Genomic DNA, 19129 nt, shown 5'->3' with positions numbered 1-19129 from the left:
TGGCCCGGTGACGAACCAGATTGAGATCGGCCGCGGCAAGCGCGGCCGCCGGGCCTTCTCCCTCGACGACGTGTCCGTGGTGCCCGCGCGGCGCACCCGGGATCCCCAGGACGTCAGCCTCACGTGGCGCATCGACGCCTACACGTTCGACATGCCCGTGATCGGTGCGCCCATGGACTCCGTGATGAGCCCCGAGACCGCCATCGCGATGGGGCGGCTGGGCGGTCTCGGCGTCCTCAACCTCGAGGGCCTGTGGACCCGCCACGAGGACCCGCGCCCGCTGCTCGAGGAGATCGCCGCCCTCGAGGCCGGCCCGGCCGGGACCGAGGCCACCCGCAAGCTGCAGGAGGCCTACGCGGCCCCCATCCGCCCCGATCTGATCACCGAGCGCCTCGCGCAGATCCGCGAGGCCGGCGTCGTCGTCGCGGGCTCGCTCACCCCGCAGAACACGCAGGAGTTCTACCGCACCGTCGTGGCGGCGGGCGTGGACCTGTTCGTCATCCGCGGCACCACCGTCTCGGCCGAGCACGTCTCCTCCACCCAGGAGCCGCTGGACCTCAAGCAGTTCATCTACGAGCTGGACGTGCCCGTGATCGTGGGCGGGGCGGCCGGCTACACGCCGGCCCTGCACCTGATGCGCACCGGCGCGGCCGGCGTGCTCGTCGGCTTCGGCGGCGGCGCGTCCACCACCACGCGCCGCGCCATGGGCATCCGCGTGCCGATGGCCACGGCCATCTCGGACATCGCCGAGGCGCGCCGCGACTACATGGACGAGTCCGGCGGCCGCTACGTGCACGTGATCGCCGACGGCGGCGTCTCCACCTCGGGGGAGATCGTCAAGGCGATCGCCATGGGCGCGGACGCGGTCGTCCTGGGCGCCGCCCTGGCCCGCGCCACCGACGCCCCCGGCGGCGGCTGGCACTGGGGCCTCGAGGCCGCCCACCCGGAGCTGCCGCGCGGGCACCGCACCCACGTGGGCCAGGTGGCTCCGCTCGAGGAGGTCCTGTGGGGGCCCGGCCGCCACGCGGACGGCACGTCCAACCTGATGGGCGGCCTGAAGCGCGCCATGGCCACCTGCGGCTACACCGAGCTCAAGGACTTCCAGAAGGTGGAGGTCCTCGTGACCCCCACCCAGACCGTCTGATCCCCGCCGCCGCATGGCGGCACCCCCGACCGGAAGAGTTGATACGGCGTGCTGCGCACCGCCCTCAAGCCCGTCTGGCTGGCCACCCTGGTGCTGGCCCTCGTGGCGGCCGCGGTCTTCGTGGCGCTGTCCAAGTGGCAGTTCGAGTCCGCGGAGACGAACGCACCGCCGCCGCGCACCCAGACCGAGCACGCCGTGCCGTTCCTGGAGCACGTGCGCCCCTACGAGGCCCTGCTCGGCTCGCAGGCCGACCAGGTCGTCACGGTCGAGGGGGAGTTCGTGCCCGGCACGGACGTCCTGGTCGGCCCGCGCCTGCTGAACGGCCGCGACGGCTACTGGACGGTCACGGCCCTGCGGGTGGCCGGCGCCCCGGACGGCGAGGTCGTCCCGGTGGTCCGCGGCTGGTCGGCCGACGCCGACGTCGTGGACCCCGCGCCCGCCGGGCAGGTCACCGTCACCGGGCGCCTGCTGCCCCCGGACGGGCCGCTGCCGCGCGAGGCCGCGGCCGAGGACACGGCCGACCGGCTCCTGTACCGCAGCCTGGCCCCGGCCCAGCTGGTGAACGTGTGGGACGAGCCGTCCTACGCGGCGTACGTCGCGGCGTTCCAGATGGTCGACGCCGCGGGCGCCGAGACGGGCGCGGCCGGCCCCGGCGGGCTCGAGCCGGTGTGGGTGGCCCCGCAGCCGGAGGAGACCCAGATCATCTGGCTCAACGTCTTCTACGCCGTGGAGTGGATACTGTTCGCCGGCTTCGCCCTGTTCCTGTGGTGGCGGTTCGTCCGCGACGACCACCTCCGGGACGAGCACGAGCGCCGGCTCGACGAGGAGTGGGCCACGCAGTGGCGCGCCGAGGAGCTCGAGCGGCGCCGGGCGGCCGCGCGCGAGGCCAAGGAGCGGGCCGTCGCGGCGCAGGCCGCGGCGCACCCACGCCAGGACCACGACGACGACGGGGCCGCGCGCCCCGACCCCCGCGACCCGGGCCCCCGTGGGCCCCGAGAGGAGCAGAGCCGATGAGCACCCAGCGCCCCGGCCCCCAGCCGGTGGACCCGGCGAGCCTGCCGGATCCCGAGGACATCACGGAGGCCGACCTGCCCGAGCCGCCCCCGCGGCCGGGCCGGGAGCAGCGCCGTTTCGCCGGCACCCAGCAGCAGATCCGCTCCGCCACCCGCCTCTACGTGGTGTGCGCGTGGATCACCGGCATCATGCTCCTGCTGCTCGTGGCGGAGATGGTGCTGAAGTACGGCATGCACGTGGAGCTCTACGCGGGCGGCACCACCGTGGACGGGGACGCCAACGGCCTGGGGCTGCACCCCACGGACAGCGTGACCGGGGGAGTGAACCTGTCCCTGTTGATCCTCATCGCCCACGGCTGGATGTACGTGGTGTACCTGCTCGCCTCGTTCCGCCTGTGGTCCCTGATGCGCTGGGAGCCGCTGCGTCTGCTGGCGATGGCCGGCGGCGGCGTCGTGCCGTTCCTGTCCTTCGTGGTGGAGAAGCGCATGACCCGCGTGGTCCGGGACGAGCTGCACCGCTTCCCGGACGCCGCGCGGCGCTACTGAGCGCCTCGACTATCCTGGACGGGTGACGCAGAACGCCCCCCACCCCGACACCCCCGCCCCGCTCAGCGACGTGATGCCCACGGTGCTGGTGCTGGACTTCGGCGCCCAGTACGCGCAGCTCATCGCGCGTCGTGTGCGCGAGGCCAACGTCTACTCCGAGGTCGTGCCCGCCTCCACCCCGGCGGCGCAGATCCTGGAGCGTAAGCCCGCGGCGCTGATCCTCTCGGGCGGGCCGTCGTCGGTGTACGAGCCCGGCGCCCCGCAGCTGGATCCGGCGCTGCTCGAGGCCGGGGTGCCCGTGCTGGGCTTGTGCTATGGCTTCCAGTCGATCGCGCACGCCCTCGGCGGCACCGTGGCCAAGACCGGCACCCGGGAGTACGGCTCCACCCGCCTGGACTCGGTGGATGCCGACTCCGTGCTGTTCGCGGACCAGGACCTCGATCAGGTCGTGTGGATGTCCCACGGCGACGCCGTGACGCAGGCGCCCGAGGGCTTCGCCGTGACGGCCTCCACCGCGGGCGCCCCCGTCGCCGCGTTCGAGGACCGCGAGCGCCGCATCTACGGCGTGCAGTGGCATCCCGAGGTGGGCCACTCCTCCCGCGGCCAGCGGGTGCTCGAGCAGTTCCTGCACGTGGGTGCGGGCCTGGGCTCGGACTGGACGGCCAGCGGCGTGATCGAGGAGCAGGTCGAGCGCATCCGCGAGCAGATCGGGGACAAGCGGGCCATCTGCGGCCTGTCCGGCGGCGTGGACTCCGCCGTGGCCGCGGCCCTCGTGCAGCGCGCCATCGGCGACCGCCTCACCTGCGTCTACGTGGACCACGGCCTCATGCGCGAGGGCGAGTCCGCCGAGATCGAGCAGGCCTTCGGCGAGGCCCACGGCGGCGCCCGCCTCGTGATGGTGGACGCGCGCGAGGACTTCCTGTCCGCACTGGCCGGCGTCACCGACCCCGAGACCAAGCGCAAGATCATCGGCGAGCGGTTCATCCGCACCTTCGAGAAGGCGCAGGCGGACATCGTCCTCGAGTCCGAGCACGACCCGGACGCCACCGAGGTCCGCTTCCTCGTGCAGGGCACGCTCTACCCGGACGTCGTCGAGTCCGGCGGCGGGGACGGGGCGGCCAACATCAAGTCCCACCACAACGTGGGCGGGCTGCCGGACGACATCGAGTTCGAGCTGTGCGAGCCGCTGCGCGAGCTGTTCAAGGACGAGGTCCGCGCCGTGGGCGCCGAGCTCGGCCTGCCCGAGGGCATCGTGCACCGCCAGCCGTTCCCGGGCCCGGGTCTGGGCATCCGCATCATCGGCGAGGTCACCCAGGAGCGCCTGGACCTGCTGCGCCGCGCGGACGCGATCGTGCGCGCCGAGCTCACCGCGGCCGGGCTGGACCGCCAGATCTGGCAGTGCCCGGTGGTGCTGCTCGCGGACGTGCGCTCCGTGGGCGTGCAGGGTGACGGCCGCACCTACGGCCACCCGGTCGTCCTGCGCCCCGTCACCAGCGAGGACGCCATGACGGCGGACTGGGCGCGGATCCCGGACGACGTCCTGTCCCGCATCTCGAACCGCATCACCAACGAGGTCGACGGCGTCAACCGCGTCGTGCTCGACGTGACCAGCAAGCCGCCGGGCACCATCGAGTGGGAGTGAGCGGCGCGTCCGGCGCCGCATCCGGCCGCCCCTGACCGGGGCGGCCGTCCGCACGAAGACCGCCTGGACCCAGGCGACGGAGGAAGGACCGCACGCACGTGACCGAGCAGGAGTTCCCGCGCCTGGCCCGCGCCCGCGCCGCCGCACGCCCCGACGAGGGGCAGACCCGCCCCGACCCGGCCGCCTGGGTGTCCTCCCTGGGCTCGGGCGCCGAGAACGACACGATGCTGCGGTTCGCGCCCTCGGCGGCCAACAGCATCGACCTCACGGAGGCGAACTCCTCCGGCGTCTCGCAGCTGCTGCTGGGGCGGCGCACCCGCCTGTCCACCCTGCTGCCGGCCGGCCCGGAGCTGGACGCGGCGCACGAGGTCTCCCTCGGCCTGCGCGCCAAGGTCCGCGAACTGGCGGAGGAACGCGGCATCGACGTCGGTGCGCTCGCCGTGGGCGTGGCCACGTGGACGGCCGAGGAGGACGGCCGGCGGGAGCGCCGCTCGGCCCCCGTGCTGCTGGCCCGCGTGGCCCTGACGGTGCGCCGCGGCGCCCGGGGCCGGGACGAGCTGGAGGTCCAGATCACCGAGCCGGCCCGCCTGAACCCGGCGCTCGTGCGGAACCTGCGCCGGCACCACGGCATCGCCCTGGACCCCGAGGCGTACCGGCAGGCCGCCTACGCCACGGCACGCCTCGAGCCCGCCCCCGCGTTCGCCCGCCTGCGCGAGGAGGCCGCCGCGATCGCGGACCTGCACGTCGAGGACTGCCTGCTCGTCTCCACGTTCGCTGACCTCGGCGAGACCGCCTCGCTGCCCGCCTCCCTCGAGGATCTGCCGGTCGTGCAGGCCCTGTACGACGCCGGCACCGGCATGGTGCCGCGCCCGGCGGCGCTGCAGCCCACGGGCGCGGCCACGGAGGACGACGTCGCCCCGGCCGACGAGCGCCTCGTCCTGGACGTCGACGCCGCCCAGGCGCGCGTGCTCGAGCACGCCGCGGCGGGGGAGTCCCTCGTGGTGGCGGCCGCCCCCGGCACCGGGCAGACCCAGACCGCCGCCGCCCTGGCCGCGCGCCTGGCCTGGGAGGGTCGGCGCGTGCTGGTCGTGGCCGAGCGCTCCGCCGCCCTGGCCGACGTGCTCGACCGCCTCGAGGAGGCGGACCTGCGCTCGATCGCGCTGGATGTGCCCGCCAACGCGGACCCCGAGCTGCTCCGCCGCCAGCTCGTGCAGGCCGTCCTGCGCTCCGAGCGGGCCGTGGACCCCGACACCGCCCGGGACGAGGCCGCCCTGACCGAACGACGGCGCCGGCTGCAGGAGCACGTCGGCTCACTGCACCACGTCCGCCCCCGCTGGGGCTGCTCGCCGTTCCAGGCGATGCAGGCCCTGGCCGCCCTGACCGGGCTCGAGACGCCGCCGGCCACCACCGTGCGCCTCAAGCGCTCCGTGCTGGACTCCACCGTGAACCGGCAGGCCGTGGGCGAGCAGCTCGTGCGCGCCGGGGAGCTCGGCGCGTTCTCGGCCGCCGCCACCGAGAGCCGCTGGTTCGGCGCCCGCGTGCGCAACGTGCAGGAGACCGAGGCCGCCTCGGAGCTGGCCGACGAGCTGGCGGCCGCCCTGCACACCACCCGGCGTGCCGTGGACACCGCCGCCGCCCAGGCCGGCCTGCGCCCTGAGCGCACGGTGGCCGGCTGGGCGGAGCAGGCGGACCTCTACCGCCGTGTGGCCCGCACCCTCACCGAGTTCACCCCCGAGGTGTTCTCCCTCGACGTGCCCCAGCTGGTCGCGGCGACCGCCACCAGCTCGTGGCGGCGCCTCCACCTGGTCGAGATGTCCTCGGTGACCCGGTCCCGCCTGCGCCGCGCGGCGAAGGACGCGGTCCGCCCGGGCGTGCAGCCCACGGACCTGCACGGCGCCCTCGTGGACGCCGCCGCCGTCCTGGAGGACTGGAACCGCCACGCCGCCGAGCTGGGCACGCCCCCGCAGGTGCCGGACCAGGGCGAGCACGTGATGGGCCAGGTCGGCCAGGTGCGCGAGCGCCTGCGCCGGCTCGAGGACGTCCTCGCCCCGGAGGCCGTGGCCGAGGCGCCCTTGGAGGAGCGGGACGTGGACGACCTCGTGGCCGCCGTCGACGGGCTCGTGGCGGACCGCGACACCCTGGCCACGCTGCCCGAGCGCACCCTCGTGCTGGACAGCCTGCGCGGCCACGGCCTGGCGGAGCTGCTCGAGGACCTGCGCGACCGCGAGGTGCCCACCGAGGCCCTGACCGCCGAGCTCGAGTTGGCGTGGTGGCAGTCCGCGCTCGAGGCGATGATCTCCGGGGACGACTTCCTGGCCATGATGAGCGGCACGGACCTGGCGGAGGTCGAGCGCGGGTTCCGCGACCTGGACCGCGCCCATCTCGAGCGCGGCGGCGCCCGGCTCTCCGCCGCGCTGGCCGCGCGCTGGCGGGAGGCGCTGCGCACCTATCGCGCGGACGCGGCCGTGCTGCGCACCCTGCTCAAGCAGGGCAGCCCCACGGTCGAGTCCCTGGCCACGATCACCCCCGAGCTCCTGCAGCCGCTCGTGCCGGTGGTCACCACCTCGCCCATGGCCCTGTCCGAGTTCCCCTCGGAGTGGCGCGCCGACGTCGTCGTGCTGCTGGAGGCCGACGCGACCGCCCTGGCCACCGCGATGGGCGCGCTCACCCGCGCCCCCCAGGTGGTGGCCCTCGGCGACCCGGTCATCGGGCGCCCGCAGTCGTTCCAGGTGTCCGTGGACCCGACGGCGACCGCCGGGCCCCTGCGCCCGCTGCGCTCGGCCCACGACGCGCTGGACGAGGTGCTGCCCACCCTGCCGCTGCGCACCGTGCACCGCCCCCTCGAGCGGCGCCTCGTGCGCCTGCTCTCCGCGCTCGCCTATGACGGCGCCCTGGACGCGCTGCCCACCGCGGGCGAGGCCACCGGCCGGGATCGTGCCGTCACGGCCGAGTACCTGCCCGAGGGCACCGGCATCCCGATGACCGGCGGCGACGTGGTCGAGTCCACGAACGCCGAGGTCGCCCGCACCGTGGAGCGCGTGTTCGAGCACATCCGCGACCGGCCCGAGCAGTCCCTGGCCGTGGTCACGGTGTCCGAGCAGCACGCCCGCCGCGTGGCCGCCGCCGTGCAGGCCACGGCCGCGCAGGCGCCGTGGGCCCACGAGTTCCTCGCCCGCGGCCGCGGCGAGGACGCCGCCGAGGCCGAGCCGTTCGTGATCGTGCCGGTCGTGCGCGCCGCCTCCGTGGTGCGCGACGCCGTGATCCTCACCCCCGGCTACGGCCGCACCCCGCACGGCCGCGTGGTGCACCACTTCGGCGCCTTCTCCGACCCGGACGGCGAGCGCATGGTCACGGTCGCGCTCACCCGCGCCCGCCGGCGCCTGCACCTCGTCTCCGCGCTGCGCGCCGCGGACCTGGACGAGGACCGGCTCGACGGCGGCGCCCTCTGGTTCCTGCGGCTGCTCGAGGCCTACCTCGGCGAGGACGCCGCGGACCCCGTGTGCATGGTGGGCGATCCGCTGCTGGCCGATCTGCGCGACCGGCTCGAGGAGCACGGCGCCCGGGTCCTGCCCCGCTACGCCGGCGTCATGGACCTGGCCGTGCTCGATCCGCGCGCGGACCGGGACGAGGCGCCCCGTCCGCTGGCCCTGGCCGGCGACGGTGGCGAGGTGTACCGCGCCCTCACGGTGCGGCAGCGCTCGCGGACCCTGCCCGAGGGGCTCGAGGCCCGCGGCTGGGAGCCCCGGACCCTGTGGTCGATCGACGTGTTCGCGGACCCGGAGTCCGTGGCCCGCGAGCTGGCCGACCGGCTGGGCGTGGAGCCGGCGGACGAGACGGACGAGACCGACGACGATGCCCGCTGACGGCGCGCCGCGCCGCCGCGGCCCGCGCCGGGCGGACGCCCCGGGCACCGGCCCGGCCACCGCCGACGGTCGCGAGCCGCGCCTGCCCGGGGTGCCCCGGCTGATCGGGCAGGCCGGGACGTCGCCGGCGACCGCGCCGACCGGGGCCGGGGTCGAGTCCGGCCCGGCCGAGGCCGAGCGCGACCGCTGGCTGCGCGAGCAGCGCCCGCCCCACTGGGGCTGAGCCGGCCCGATCCGGCCGGGTCAGTCCGCGGCGGCGGAGGACGAGGACGACGTCGAGGACGTCGAGGACCCGGCGGCCGAGTCCGAGGTCGATCCGCCGGCCGAGCCGGTGCCGGAGCGCGAGTCGGTCCGGTAGAACCCGGAGCCCTTGAAGCTCACGCCGACCGAGCCGTACTGCTTGCGCAGGACGCCGCCGCACGCGGGGCACTCGGTGAGGGCGTCGTCGGTGAAGGCCTGGACGACGTCGAAGGCGTGGCCGCAGTCCTTGCAGCGGTAGGCGTAGGTGGGCATGCTCAGCTCCAGCTCGCTCGGGGCGCGCCGGGGCGCGCGGTTCTGGGGGGATCTGACCCCCGATGCTACTCCGCGCCGCGGGCCGGGCTCAGACCCAGCGCAGCCCGGCCGCGGTGACGACGCCGTCCACGGGCCGGTCCGTGGGCTCGGCGGGGATGGCGCCCGCCGGCAGCAGCTCGTCCTCGAACACGAGGGCCACGGTCGGCACGCTCCGCGGCAGCTCGGCGAGGAAGCGATCGTAGTAGCCCCCGCCCTGGCCCAGGCGCATCCCGTCCTCGGCCACCGCGAGCGCCGGCATGACCACCGCGGTCGCCGCCGCCAGCGCGTCGGTCCCGAGTCGTTCGCCCACGGGCTCGTCCACGGGGGCGTTCGCCGCGCGCGCCGTTGCGACGTCCGGGTGCCACGGAGCCCAGCTCAGGCGGCGTTCCGGCTCGATCACGGGGACGAGCACCCGCGCCCCCGCGGCCAGCAGGCGGGTGCGCAGCCCACCGGTGTCCGGCTCGGTGGCCATCGGCAGCACGGTGGCCACCACCGGGGCGGTCCCGTCCGCGGTCGCCGCGGCCACGCGCGGACCCAGCCACGCCCACAGGTGCTCGACGGCGGCCGCGGACTCGGCGGCGCGGCGCGCGGGGGAGCGGTCGCGGCGGGCGGTGCGCAGGCGCGCACGCAGGGCGGCCTTGGCGTCCACGACGTCGTCGACGCCGGCGACGGGGCCCGTGGCGGCGGGCTCGGGCACGGGAGGGGGAGTGCGCATGTCCCCATGATGCCCGCCGCACCGGTGCCGCGCCCGGCCGCGCATAGGATCGACGCCATGTCCTGGCAGCGTTCCCCCTGGCCCGTGACCCTGCGGCACAGCACCCTCGCCCTGCGGCCGCTGCGGCGGCGGGACCGGGAGGCGTGGGAGGAGCAGCGGGCGCACAACCGGGAGTGGCTGACGCCGTGGGATGCCACGAGCCCCGTGCCGGGCGCGGGCCCGGCGTCGTTCGGGCAGATGGTCCGCTGGCACGGCCGCCAGGGCCGGGACGGCAGCGCCTACACGTGGGGCATGGTCCTCGACGACGACCGCCCGGACCGGGACCGTCTGGTGGGGCTGCTGTCCCTGGGCGGGATCCAGTACGGCTCGGTGCTCTCCGGCTCGATCGGCTACTGGATCGACCGTCGCGAGGCCGGCCGGGGGCTGACGCCGACGGCCGTGGCCATGGCGACGGACTGGGCGTTCCGCAGCGCCGGTCTGCACCGGGTCGAGGTCAACATCCGCCCGGAGAACGCGGCCAGCCTGCGGGTCGTGGCGAAGCTCGGCCTGCGCGACGAGGGCCTGCGGCGCGCGTACCTGCACGTGGACGGCGCCTGGCGGGACCACCGGACGTTCGCGGTGACCGCCGAGGAGGTCCCCGACGGCCTGCTGGCCCGGTGGCTGGCCACCCGGCCGCGCCCCTGAGCGGTCCGGCGGGACACGCCGCGTGCGGACACGCCGCGATGGCCGGGCCGGTCCGCCTCCGGCGCTAGGCTGACGGCATGGACGAGACCACCGCGCCGACGAGGGCCGTGCAGGCCGCGCTCGACGCGCTGGCCGACGCCCGGGTGAGCGCGTCGCTGGTCATCGTGGCCCTCGTGGCCTTCCTGGCCTGGCGGCTCGTGCTGCGCCGCCATCGTCTCGCGTCCGCCCCCGCCCGCCCGTCGATGCCGAGGTCCTTCATGCACCGCCTGCAGAGCTCGCCCGCCGTCCGTGCCCTGACCGCCCGGTTCTCGGGCCGCCTGAGCGCCGCCGCCGACGCGGCGCGCGCCGCCCGCGGCCGGACCGGCCTGCACATCCGGTGGGGGCGCACGGCGCTGTTCCTCGCCGTCCTCGTGGCCCTGCTCGTGTTCCTCGTGGCCGGGCTCGCCGCGGCGTTCGGCGCGGGCACGCTCGCCCTGGCAGGCTGGTCGCTCCTGTTCGCCGTGGCCGGGCTGGCCGGCCTGCGGGCCCTCGCGGTCCGCGACCGCACCCGTCGCGCCCGGCCCGCCGCCGTCGTCGTCCCGGAGCGCCCCACCGCCCCGGCGGCCGAGGAGCGGCAGGCCCCGCCCGCGGACCCCGAGCGGGACCGCCGCGTGCTGGAGACCGTGCTGGCCTTCGAGACCGAGGCGCCGCGTCCGGCCGCCGCGCCCGCCGCGTCCCGGGCCGAGCCCGTGGTGGTGACCGCCTCCGCCGCCGCCCCCGCAGCGGACCGCGCCGTGACCATCCCCGCGGTGCCGCGCCCCACCTACCTGGACGCCCCGGAGATGGCCCGCCCCCTGCCGGCGCCGCTCGAGACCCCCGCCCCCACCGGCGCGGACACCCGGCCCCAGGACGCCGCGCGCACGGCGGACGATCAGATCAGCGCCGCCGCCGAGCAGGACATCGCCGCCCTGGACCTGGACAACGTCCTGGCGCGGCGCCGGGCCTGCTGAGCCCCGCCGGGCGGGCGCGCCCGTGAGCATCGACCGAGCCGCCGCGCGCCAGGCCGTCCGCGCGTCGGGCGAGCGCTGGCTGCGCACCCGAGCCGACGCCCTGCACCTGCAGCGGGGACGTCGGCTCGCGCGCGTCCTGGACCTGGACGTGATGACCGGACGCGCGGGCGACGCCCGCGTCCGCTCCCGCACCCTCGTCCTCGCCCGCGACCCCCGACACCCCGCCGCCCCCGGCGCGGCGTGCCCGCCCGTCCCGGGCGAGCGCGGGATCCTGGAGGACGGCACCCTGTGGTGGTGGGCCCCCGCCGACCCCGTCCTGCCGGGCCTCACGCTGACCGCCGATCCGGACGCGCTCGCGGCCCTGATCGGCACGGCGCCGGGCCGGGCCCGCCTCACGTGGCGCGGCTACCGGCCGCGGGACCGCGCGGTCCTGGCCGTCGAGGCGACCGGCGACGACGGCGTCGTGGCCCGCACGTTCCTGAAGGTGCTCCCGCCGGCGCGCGCCGCACGGGTCGCCCGGCGCATGGCCGCGGCGGGGGCGGCCGGGGTGCCGGTGCCCGCCGTCCGCGCGGCGCCGGAGCGCGGGGTGCTCCCGCTCGCGAGCGTGCCGGGCCTGCCCTGGCGGGCGCTGCTGGCCGGGCCCGAGGCCGCCGCGCTCGACCCCGCGCGGGTCGCCGCGCTGCTGGACCGGCTGCCGCCGGTGCCCGAGGAGCCCCCCGGCCCGGCGGGCCCCACGGCCGGGGCGGCCGCGGACGACGGCGGACCCGCCGTCCTGCTCGAGCACGCCACGTGGGCCGCCGTCGTGCTGGACCCCGAGGCCCAGGACGAGGCCGCCGCCCGGGCGGACCGGCTCCGCGCGGCGCTCGCGGCCGGGGACCCCGGCCCGCGCGTGCCCGTGCACGGCGACCTGCACCCGGGGAACCTGCACGTGGACGCGGCGGGGGAGCGGATCACCGGCGTGCTGGACGCCGACGACCTGGGCATGGGACACCGCGTGGACGACTGGGCCGTCCTGATCGCCCATCTCGAGGCGGGCGCCGTGGACCTCGGCGCCGGCGGCGCCGCGCTGCACGCCGTGGCCGCACGGTTCCGGCGCCACGCCCGCACCGAGGTCGACGAGGTGGCGCTGGCCGCCCGCGTCGCGATCGTCCTCGCCGCCCTCGCGGCGCAGCCGACCGCACCCCGCGCCGTGCGGGCCGCCCGCCGGGCCGCCGCCGACGCCGCCCTGGCCCGCGTCGGCCTCTGACCCGCGACGGCGGCCGCCACCGTCGGGCCGGGCCGCCGGGCTGGGCCGCCGCCTCGAGCGGCGGTCAGTCCGCGCCGAGCCCCTCCCGGAGCGCGTCGAGCTCGTCCCGGACGCGCGCGGCGCCGTCGTGGTCCCCGAGGGCGGACAGGCACTGGTGCAGGCCCGTGAGCGCGCCGAGGCGCACGAGCGTGGAGTCGGTGGAGTCGCACACCAGGCGGAAGAGCGTCGCGGCCTGCTCGGGGCTGCCGTCCTCGGCCACCACGTAGGCGGCGAAGAGCTCGGCCTGCGCGGCGCCCTCGCGGTCCCCGGCGGCCGTGAACAGGTCGGCGGCCTGCAGCGCGGTGGCGATCGCCTCCGGCCCCCGCTCGAGCGACCACAGGGCCCGGGCGCGGGTGTCCGTGTAGTCGGCCACCTGCCAGTCGGCGCCGGCGTCCCGCACGAGGACGAGCGCCTCCTCGAGGAGGTCGAGGCCCTCCGCCTGGCCGGACTCGCACAGCAGGTACCCGTGCGCGTGCAGCGCGGCCGGCAGCACCGCCGGGTCCTCGTCCACCGCCTGGCGCGCGGCCGCGACCGCCCGCTCGAACAGGTCGAGGGCCGAGGGCCGGGTGCGTTCGTCGCGCTCGCGGTTCACGAGGGCGCCGGCGGCCAGGAGCGTGCGCGCGGCGTCCTCCCACTGGCCGTGGGCCTCGAACAGGCCGGCCGCCTCCCGCCACAGGGGCAGCGCGTTCTCGGCGCGGTCCTGGTCGTGGTGGGCGTGGCCGAGGTCCACGAGGGCACGGGCCTGCTCGACGTCCCGGCCGTGGGTGGCCTCGCGGCGCACCAGCCGGGCGAGCAGGGGCTCGGCCTCGTCGGCGCGGCCGGCGAGCACGAGCTGGTGCGCCCACCAGTAGCTCAGGCTCGAGGCCTCCGGCGCCTCGGCCTTCTCCGCGTGCACGGAGGCCAGCTCCCACGCGGCCACGGCGACCTCCTCGTACCCGCCGAGGTCGCCGGCCACGCGCCCGGCCAGAGCCGCCGCGGAGGCGGCGCCGCGCCGCAGCCCGACCGAGGCCATCCGCTCCGCCGCCTCGAGCGCCAGGTCGAGGGCCGCCGTCGGACGGTCCAGCTCGTGGGCGGCGATCGCCCGCACCGTGGTGGCGGAGGCGAGGACGGCCCGGGCGGCGGGCAGCGCGGTGACGACGGCGGCCGCCGCGTCCGCCTCGGCGTGCTCGCCCCGCCACAGGTGCAGGCGGGCGAGCAGCAGATGCGCGCTGGACCACGAGCCGGTGGGCAGCAGGGCACCGGTCGCGCGCAGTCCGCCCAGGACGCCGATGACGCGGCGGGCCAGCTCGAGCGCGGCGTCCAGGTCCCCGGTGTGCACGCGGTGCACGGCCAGGGCCAGGGCGGCCTCGGGCAGGACGGTGTCCCCGGGGTCCTCGCCGGGAGCGCCCGGCTCGTCCTCCACGACGCCGGCCAGCACCGCCGCCTCGACCGTGTCCGGGTCGCGCACGAGGGCGGCGCCGAGCTGGGACTCGAGCTCGGCCTGCCGGGGCCGGCCGAGGTGGCGCAGCAGCGCCGCCCGGGCCTCCACCCAGCGGGTCAGGGCGGCCTCGTCCCCGACCTGGCCCGCGGCGACGGCGAGCGCCCGCAGCAGGGCGAGGCGGACGTCGTCCTGGCCGGGCCCGAGCGCGGCGAGACCGGAGTCGGCGAGGCGGGCGGACTCCCGGGGCTCGTCGCGCAGCGCGGCCTCGAGGGAGAGCTCCCACCAGCCGCGGGCGTCCAGGGTGGTCGGGGCGTCGGGCGCCGCGGTGCCGCGGGCCTGCCGGAGCAGGGCGCGCACCCGGTCCAGGGCGGCGTCGACGGCCGGCTCCACGGGGCCGCCGGAGGGGTCGTCCCGGTGGGGCGGGTCCTGCGGGGTGTCCACGGGCGCTGCTCCTTCCGGGGGTGGGACGGGTGGTCATCCAGCCTAGGGCGCGGGTCGGTGGGCCGTGCCGCTGTTCGCGGTGGGCGGTGCTCGTAGACTGGCCGGGCCCGCAGCGTCGCCCGCCGCGGGCCGTCCCACCGCCGCCAGGAGCCCGCAGCCATGAGCACCACCCCCGCCGCCCCGGACGCCGCCGGAGCGCACCCCGCCGGCCCGTTCCAGACGCGCGCCGGCGCCTACGCCCTGATCGTGGACGGCGGCCGCGTCCTGCTCAGCTCGTGGCAGGGGCCCGAGTTCCTGCAGTGGACGCTGCCCGGCGGCGGCATCGAGCTCGGCGAGAGCCCGGAGGAGGCGTGCCTGCGCGAGGTGTGGGAGGAGACCGGCCACACCGCCGAGCTCACGGGCCTGCTGGGCGTCACGACCGGGACGATCCCGGTGGAGAAGCGCCTGCGGGGCGAGCCGCTGCCGCTGCTCACCGTGCAGGTCCTCTACACCGCCCGCATCACGGGCGGCGTCCTGCGCCCTGAGGTCGGCGGATCCTCGACGGACGCGCGCTGGTTCGACCTCGCGGAGCTCAGCGGGCTGCGCACCGCCTCCTGGGTCACCGAGGCGCTCGCCCGTGCCGGGGTGGCCGCGTGAGCCGCCCCGCCCACCGCCGCCCCGCGGCCCTCGCCGCCTCGGCCCTCGTGCTGTCGCTGGCCCTGGGGGCGTGCGGGCGGCAGGCGGACGCCCCGCCGACGCCCTCCGCGTCAGGCGCGCCGATCACGGTCGTGCACGGCGGCGAGGGCCTGGAGGGCGCCGTCGCGGCGGTCCTGGCCCGTCACCTGCGCCTGCACGGCCACGCCGTGGCGGACGAGGACGGCGTCGCCGTGGAGCAGCCCGCGTGGTCCGCCGCCGGCGGGGACACGGTCGCCGTCGTGGACACCCTGGCCCTGGCCGCCGCCGCCGACCCCGCAGCGGCGCTGCCGTCCCCGCCGTCGCCGACGTCGACGCCGACGTCGACCCCGTCGTCGACGCCGACCGGGCCGGAGGCCGGCGCGTCCGCGGACGCCGTGCCCACCCCCTCGGCCACCGCCCCGAGCCCCACCGCGCTGCCCGTCGGCGACCCTGCGGCCGACGCCCCGGCGGCCGGGCGCGTCCTGGAGACGCTGCTCGCCGAGGAGACGGCCGCGGCGGGGACACCGCAGGCCGAGGCCCCGGCGGTGCTGTCCTCGTCGGCGGGCGTGCTGCGCCTGACCGCGGTCGTCACCCAGACCACCGCGGCCCGGCTCGAGCTCGAGTCGATCACGGACCTCAACGGCTGGTGCGAGTCGCTCACCGCCGTCGCACCCCCGGCCCTGACCGCCGCGGCAGACCCGGACGCGGCCACGGCCCTGCGCGCCCGCCTGGACCGGCTCGCCGGCTGCCGACCCGAGACCTGGCTGGCCGACACCGAGGACCCGACCGCCGCCGTCGTCGCGGACGAGGCCCAGGTCGCGCTGCTGACCGGAACGGATCCGGAGATCGACGCGAACACGCTCGTCCCGCTCGAGGACGACGGCCGCGTGCTCCCGGAGGGGCGCCTGACCGCCGTCGGCTCCGCCGCGACGCTGGACGACGACGCCGAACAGCGCATCGCCGAGGTGATGTCCGCCCTCGACGGCGACGGCCTGCGGGAGCTCGAACGGCTCACCACGGGCGCCGACCCGCTTCCGGTCGCCGAGGCCGCTCAGTACTGGCTGGTGGACCAGGGCCTGGAGGACGCGCCCGAGGACTGGTTCGTGCCCCGCGACCCCTGGTTCTGAGCTCGCACGGGGTCGGGGTGCCGGCCCGCGTCGCACGAACGCGACTGTGACGCACACCGCCCGGGGGGTGCCATGATGGGGGCATGCCGACCCCGAATCCCCGCCAGATCCGCCAGTCCGCCAAGCTGCTGAACGTCCGCTACGACGTGCGCGGCCCCATCCTGGAGGAGGCGCAGCGGATGGAGGCCGCGGGCCACCGGATCATGAAGCTGAACATCGGCAACCCGGCCCCGTTCGGCTTCGAGGCGCCGGACGCCGTCCTGGCGGCGATGCACCAGCACCTGCCGCACGCGCAGGGCTACTCGGACTCCAAGGGCATCTACTCGGCGCGCACCGCTGTCTCGCAGTACTACGAGTCCCGGGGCATCCGGGACATCGGCGTGGACGACGTGTTCATCGGCAACGGCGTCTCCGAGATGATCACGATGGTCCTCACGGCCCTGGTCGACGACGGCGACGAGATCCTCGTCCCCTCGCCCGACTACCCGCTGTGGACCGGCGCCACCACCCTGGCCGGAGGCCGGGCGGTGCACTACCGCTGCGTCGAGGAGGAGGGCTGGGAGCCCGACCTCGAGCACATCGAGTCCCTCGTCACGGAGCGCACCAAGGGCATCGTCCTGATCAACCCGAACAACCCCACCGGCGCGGTCTACTCCCGCGCCGTGCTGCAGGGCATCGTGGACGTGGCCCGCCGCCACCACCTCGTCCTCATGGCGGATGAGATCTACGAGAAGATCACCTACGACGGCGCCCGCCACATCAACGCCGCCGGCCTGTCCGACGACGTGCTCACCCTGACGTTCTCCGGCCTGTCCAAGGCCTACCGGGTGGCGGGCTACCGCTCCGGCTGGGTGGCCGTGTCCGGACCGAAGCAGCGGGCCGCCGACTTCCTCGAGGGCCTGACCCTGCTGGCCAACATGCGGATGTGCGCCAACGTGCCCGCGCAGCACGCCATCCAGGTGGCACTGGGCGGCTACCAGTCCATCGACGACCTCGTCCTGCCCGGCGGTCGGCTGCTCGAGCAGCGCAACCTCGCCCAGGACCGACTGAACGCCATCCCCGGCGTGTCCGTGCAGCCGGCCCACGGCGCCCTCTACCTGTTTCCGCGGCTGGACCCGGAGGTCTACGCGATCGACGACGACGAGGCGTTCGTCATCGAGCTGCTGCGGGCGAAGAAGATCCTCGTCTCGCACGGCGGGGCGTTCAACTACCCGCACACCGACCACTTCCGGCTCGTCACGCTGCCCAGCGTGAAGGACCTGGACGTGGCCTTGGACCGCCTCGAGGACTTCCTCGAGGACTGGAGGGAGCGCCATGGCTGACACCCCGGCCGCCGAGGCGGGCCGACCCGCCCGCCCCACCGACGACGGCGTCTTCGACGCCCCCGCCCGGGAGCTGTTCGCCGCCCGCCGTGGAGACGAGGTCCGGGACCCGGCCGACGTCGACGCCGCCGCGACGCCCGGCTACGGCGGGGACAAGGCGAAGGGCAAGAAGGACCTGGCCGCGCGCGGCCGGGCGCTCGCCGACCTGCAGGAGCTGCTGTTCGCCCAGTCGGTGCGCGACGCGCCCGTGGGAGAGGTGCCGTCCCTGCTGGTGATCCTGCAGGGCATGGACACCGCCGGCAAGGGCGGGATCATGCGCCACGTGATCGGGGCGATGGACCCGCAGGGCGTCCACCTGCACGCGTTCAAGGCGCCGACCCCGGAGGAGCGCGCCCACGACTTCCTGTGGCGCATCCGACCGCACCTGCCGCGGCCCGGCCTGGTCTCCGTGTTCGACCGCTCGCACTACGAGGACGTGCTCGTGCACCGCGTGCGCGGGCTCTCCCCGCTGGCCGAGGTGGAGGAGCGCTACGGGGCGATCCGCGAGTTCGAGGCGGCCGTGCGCGCCGCGGGGACGCGGATCGTCAAGGTGATGCTGCGGATCTCGCCGGAGGAGCAGGCCGAGCGCCTGCTGGCCCGCCTGGACGACCCCACGAAGCACTGGAAGTTCAGCGAGGGCGACCTCGACGACCGCGCGTACTGGGACCAGTACACGGACGCGTACCGGATCGCGATCGAGCGGACGGACACCGAGGACGCGCCGTGGTTCATCGTGCCGGCGGACCGCAAGTGGTTCGCGCGGCTGGCGGTGCAGCAGCTGATCATCGAGACCCTGCAGGGGATGGGGCTGGACTGGCCGGAGGCCGACTTCGACGTCGCGGCGGCCCGCCGTCGCCTGCTGGCGGGCTGAGCGCCGCCGTCGTCGCGGTGGGCGGGGCAGTGGTGGTCGGACCTTGCCAAGCCCGGGGCCGCGGTGAGTGGATGGAGGAACACCGGGCGCCGCAGAGGCGCGCCGGACCCGATCCGAAAGGTGCACTCATGACTGAGAACGCTGTCCAGAACGCCCCGCTGTCCGGCAAGACCGTCGCGTTCCTCGCGACCGACGGTGTCGAGCAGGTCGAGCTGACCTCCCCGTGGGAGGCCGTGATCGCCGCGGGTGCGACCCCCGTGCTCGTCTCCCCGAAGTCCGGCACCATCACCGCGATGAAGTCCGACTGGGAGCACGGCGAGTCCTTCGAGGTGAACACCACGGTGAAGGACGCCAAGGCCGAGGACTTCCACGGCCTCGTGATGCCGGGCGGCACCCTGAACGCGGACGCCCTGCGCATCGACACGGACGCCCAGGCATTCGTGCGTGCCTTCTTCGAGCAGCACAAGCCGGTGGCGGCCATCTGCCACGCCCCGTGGACCCTGATCGAGGCCGGCGTCGTGGACGGCCGCCGTCTGACCAGCTACGCGTCCCTGGAGTCTGACCTGAAGAACGCGGGCGCCCAGTGGGTGGACGAGGAGGTCGTCGTGGACAGCGGGCTGACCACCTCGCGCACCCCGGACGACCTCGACGCCTTCAACGCCAAGCTCGTGGAGGAGCTGGGCGAGGGCAAGCACGAGGATCAGACCGCCTGACCGACGTCGGGAGCAAGCCGCGTGGGGCGGGGGCCGTTGGCCCCCGCCCCCGCCGTTTCTCGAACGAAAGCGCCGCGGAGGCCGCCGTTTCTCGAACGAAAGCGCCGCG

At 76.5% G+C, this 19129-nt stretch carries 17 protein-coding genes; 14 read left to right on the top strand and 3 right to left on the bottom strand.

The annotated features are described in order from the left end of the window. The first annotated feature begins 7 nt into the window (after nt 1–7). The 6 genes from AC3RKA_RS07995 (at nt 8) to AC3RKA_RS07970 (ending at nt 8431) form a co-directional block, all read left to right on the top strand. Nucleotides 8–1144, top strand: a complete 1137-nt coding sequence (locus tag AC3RKA_RS07995; RefSeq protein ID WP_002857600.1) for a GuaB3 family IMP dehydrogenase-related protein — start codon at nt 8–10, stop codon at nt 1142–1144. 48 nt (nt 1145–1192) lie between these two features. Next, on the top strand, nt 1193–2158 hold the full coding sequence (locus AC3RKA_RS07990; RefSeq protein WP_159833389.1) for an SURF1 family protein: 966 nt from the start codon (nt 1193–1195) through the stop codon (nt 2156–2158). Beyond that, a complete protein-coding gene (locus AC3RKA_RS07985; protein WP_141844125.1) occupies nt 2155–2703 on the top strand; it encodes a DUF3817 domain-containing protein in 549 nt (182 codons plus the stop codon). Before AC3RKA_RS07990 ends, AC3RKA_RS07985 begins: the two co-directional genes overlap by 4 nt. Nucleotides 2704–2725: 22 nt before the next feature. Beyond that, the gene (guaA, locus tag AC3RKA_RS07980; protein WP_153236572.1) at nt 2726–4345 is read left to right on the top strand and encodes a glutamine-hydrolyzing GMP synthase; all 1620 of its coding nucleotides are present in this window, start codon (nt 2726–2728) and stop codon (nt 4343–4345) included. A gap of 98 nt (nt 4346–4443) precedes the next feature. After that, nucleotides 4444–8208, top strand: coding sequence for a DUF4011 domain-containing protein (locus tag AC3RKA_RS07975; protein WP_489727090.1), 3765 nt, complete (start codon nt 4444–4446; stop codon nt 8206–8208). Next, on the top strand, nt 8198–8431 hold the full coding sequence (locus AC3RKA_RS07970) for a hypothetical protein (protein WP_155932677.1): 234 nt from the start codon (nt 8198–8200) through the stop codon (nt 8429–8431). Before AC3RKA_RS07975 ends, AC3RKA_RS07970 begins: the two co-directional genes overlap by 11 nt. A 20-nt stretch (nt 8432–8451) precedes the next feature. On the opposite strand, the gene AC3RKA_RS07965 is transcribed toward AC3RKA_RS07970, so the two are convergent. Together AC3RKA_RS07965 and AC3RKA_RS07960 are read right to left on the bottom strand one after the other, a co-directional pair. Continuing rightward, nucleotides 8452–8721 carry an FmdB family zinc ribbon protein gene (locus AC3RKA_RS07965; protein ID WP_095353601.1) on the bottom strand — a complete coding sequence of 90 codons (270 nt, stop codon included), beginning with the start codon at nt 8719–8721 and terminating at the stop codon, nt 8452–8454. Between the two features lie 88 nt (nt 8722–8809). Further along, nucleotides 8810–9475 carry a 5-formyltetrahydrofolate cyclo-ligase gene (locus AC3RKA_RS07960; protein WP_231862062.1) on the bottom strand — a complete coding sequence of 222 codons (666 nt, stop codon included), beginning with the start codon at nt 9473–9475 and terminating at the stop codon, nt 8810–8812. 57 nt (nt 9476–9532) lie between these two features. Between AC3RKA_RS07960 and AC3RKA_RS07955 the strand changes: the two genes are divergently transcribed. The 3 genes from AC3RKA_RS07955 to AC3RKA_RS07945 all read left to right on the top strand — a co-directional run bounded on the left by AC3RKA_RS07955 (nt 9533) and on the right by AC3RKA_RS07945 (nt 12394). Further along, nucleotides 9533–10159: a GNAT family N-acetyltransferase gene (locus AC3RKA_RS07955; protein WP_044659461.1), complete on the top strand. Its 627-nt coding sequence runs from the start codon at nt 9533–9535 to the stop codon at nt 10157–10159. A gap of 77 nt (nt 10160–10236) precedes the next feature. After that, nucleotides 10237–11148, top strand: coding sequence for a hypothetical protein (locus tag AC3RKA_RS07950; protein ID WP_144825267.1), 912 nt, complete (start codon nt 10237–10239; stop codon nt 11146–11148). Between the two features lie 22 nt (nt 11149–11170). Continuing rightward, the gene (locus tag AC3RKA_RS07945) at nt 11171–12394 is read left to right on the top strand and encodes a phosphotransferase (RefSeq protein WP_363677975.1); all 1224 of its coding nucleotides are present in this window, start codon (nt 11171–11173) and stop codon (nt 12392–12394) included. Nucleotides 12395–12458: 64 nt separating this feature from the next. Here AC3RKA_RS07945 and AC3RKA_RS07940 read toward each other — a convergent pair whose 3' ends face one another. After that, nucleotides 12459–14294 carry a hypothetical protein gene (locus tag AC3RKA_RS07940; RefSeq protein ID WP_489727089.1) on the bottom strand — a complete coding sequence of 612 codons (1836 nt, stop codon included), beginning with the start codon at nt 14292–14294 and terminating at the stop codon, nt 12459–12461. Nucleotides 14295–14453: 159 nt separating this feature from the next. Between AC3RKA_RS07940 and AC3RKA_RS07935 the strand changes: the two genes are divergently transcribed. The 5 genes from AC3RKA_RS07935 (at nt 14454) to AC3RKA_RS07915 (ending at nt 19020) form a co-directional block, all read left to right on the top strand. Further along, on the top strand, nt 14454–14930 hold the full coding sequence (locus AC3RKA_RS07935) for an NUDIX hydrolase (protein WP_036381048.1): 477 nt from the start codon (nt 14454–14456) through the stop codon (nt 14928–14930). Next, nucleotides 14927–16075 carry a glycine betaine ABC transporter substrate-binding protein gene (locus AC3RKA_RS07930; RefSeq protein WP_489727088.1) on the top strand — a complete coding sequence of 383 codons (1149 nt, stop codon included), beginning with the start codon at nt 14927–14929 and terminating at the stop codon, nt 16073–16075. The genes AC3RKA_RS07935 and AC3RKA_RS07930 overlap by 4 nt, the downstream gene beginning before the upstream one ends. Nucleotides 16076–16158: 83 nt before the next feature. Further along, on the top strand, nt 16159–17397 hold the full coding sequence (locus AC3RKA_RS07925; RefSeq protein WP_489727087.1) for a pyridoxal phosphate-dependent aminotransferase: 1239 nt from the start codon (nt 16159–16161) through the stop codon (nt 17395–17397). Beyond that, nucleotides 17390–18307, top strand: a complete 918-nt coding sequence (locus tag AC3RKA_RS07920) for a PPK2 family polyphosphate kinase (RefSeq protein WP_489727086.1) — start codon at nt 17390–17392, stop codon at nt 18305–18307. Before AC3RKA_RS07925 ends, AC3RKA_RS07920 begins: the two co-directional genes overlap by 8 nt. A gap of 128 nt (nt 18308–18435) precedes the next feature. Further along, on the top strand, nt 18436–19020 hold the full coding sequence (locus tag AC3RKA_RS07915) for a type 1 glutamine amidotransferase domain-containing protein (RefSeq protein WP_036383850.1): 585 nt from the start codon (nt 18436–18438) through the stop codon (nt 19018–19020). The last annotated feature ends 109 nt before the right edge of the window (nt 19021–19129 follow it).

The sequence above is a fragment of the Micrococcus sp. iso_229 genome (genome assembly GCF_058072725.1).
Note: the sequence above shows the minus strand (reverse complement) of the source record. Positions and strands in the feature narration are given on the sequence as shown.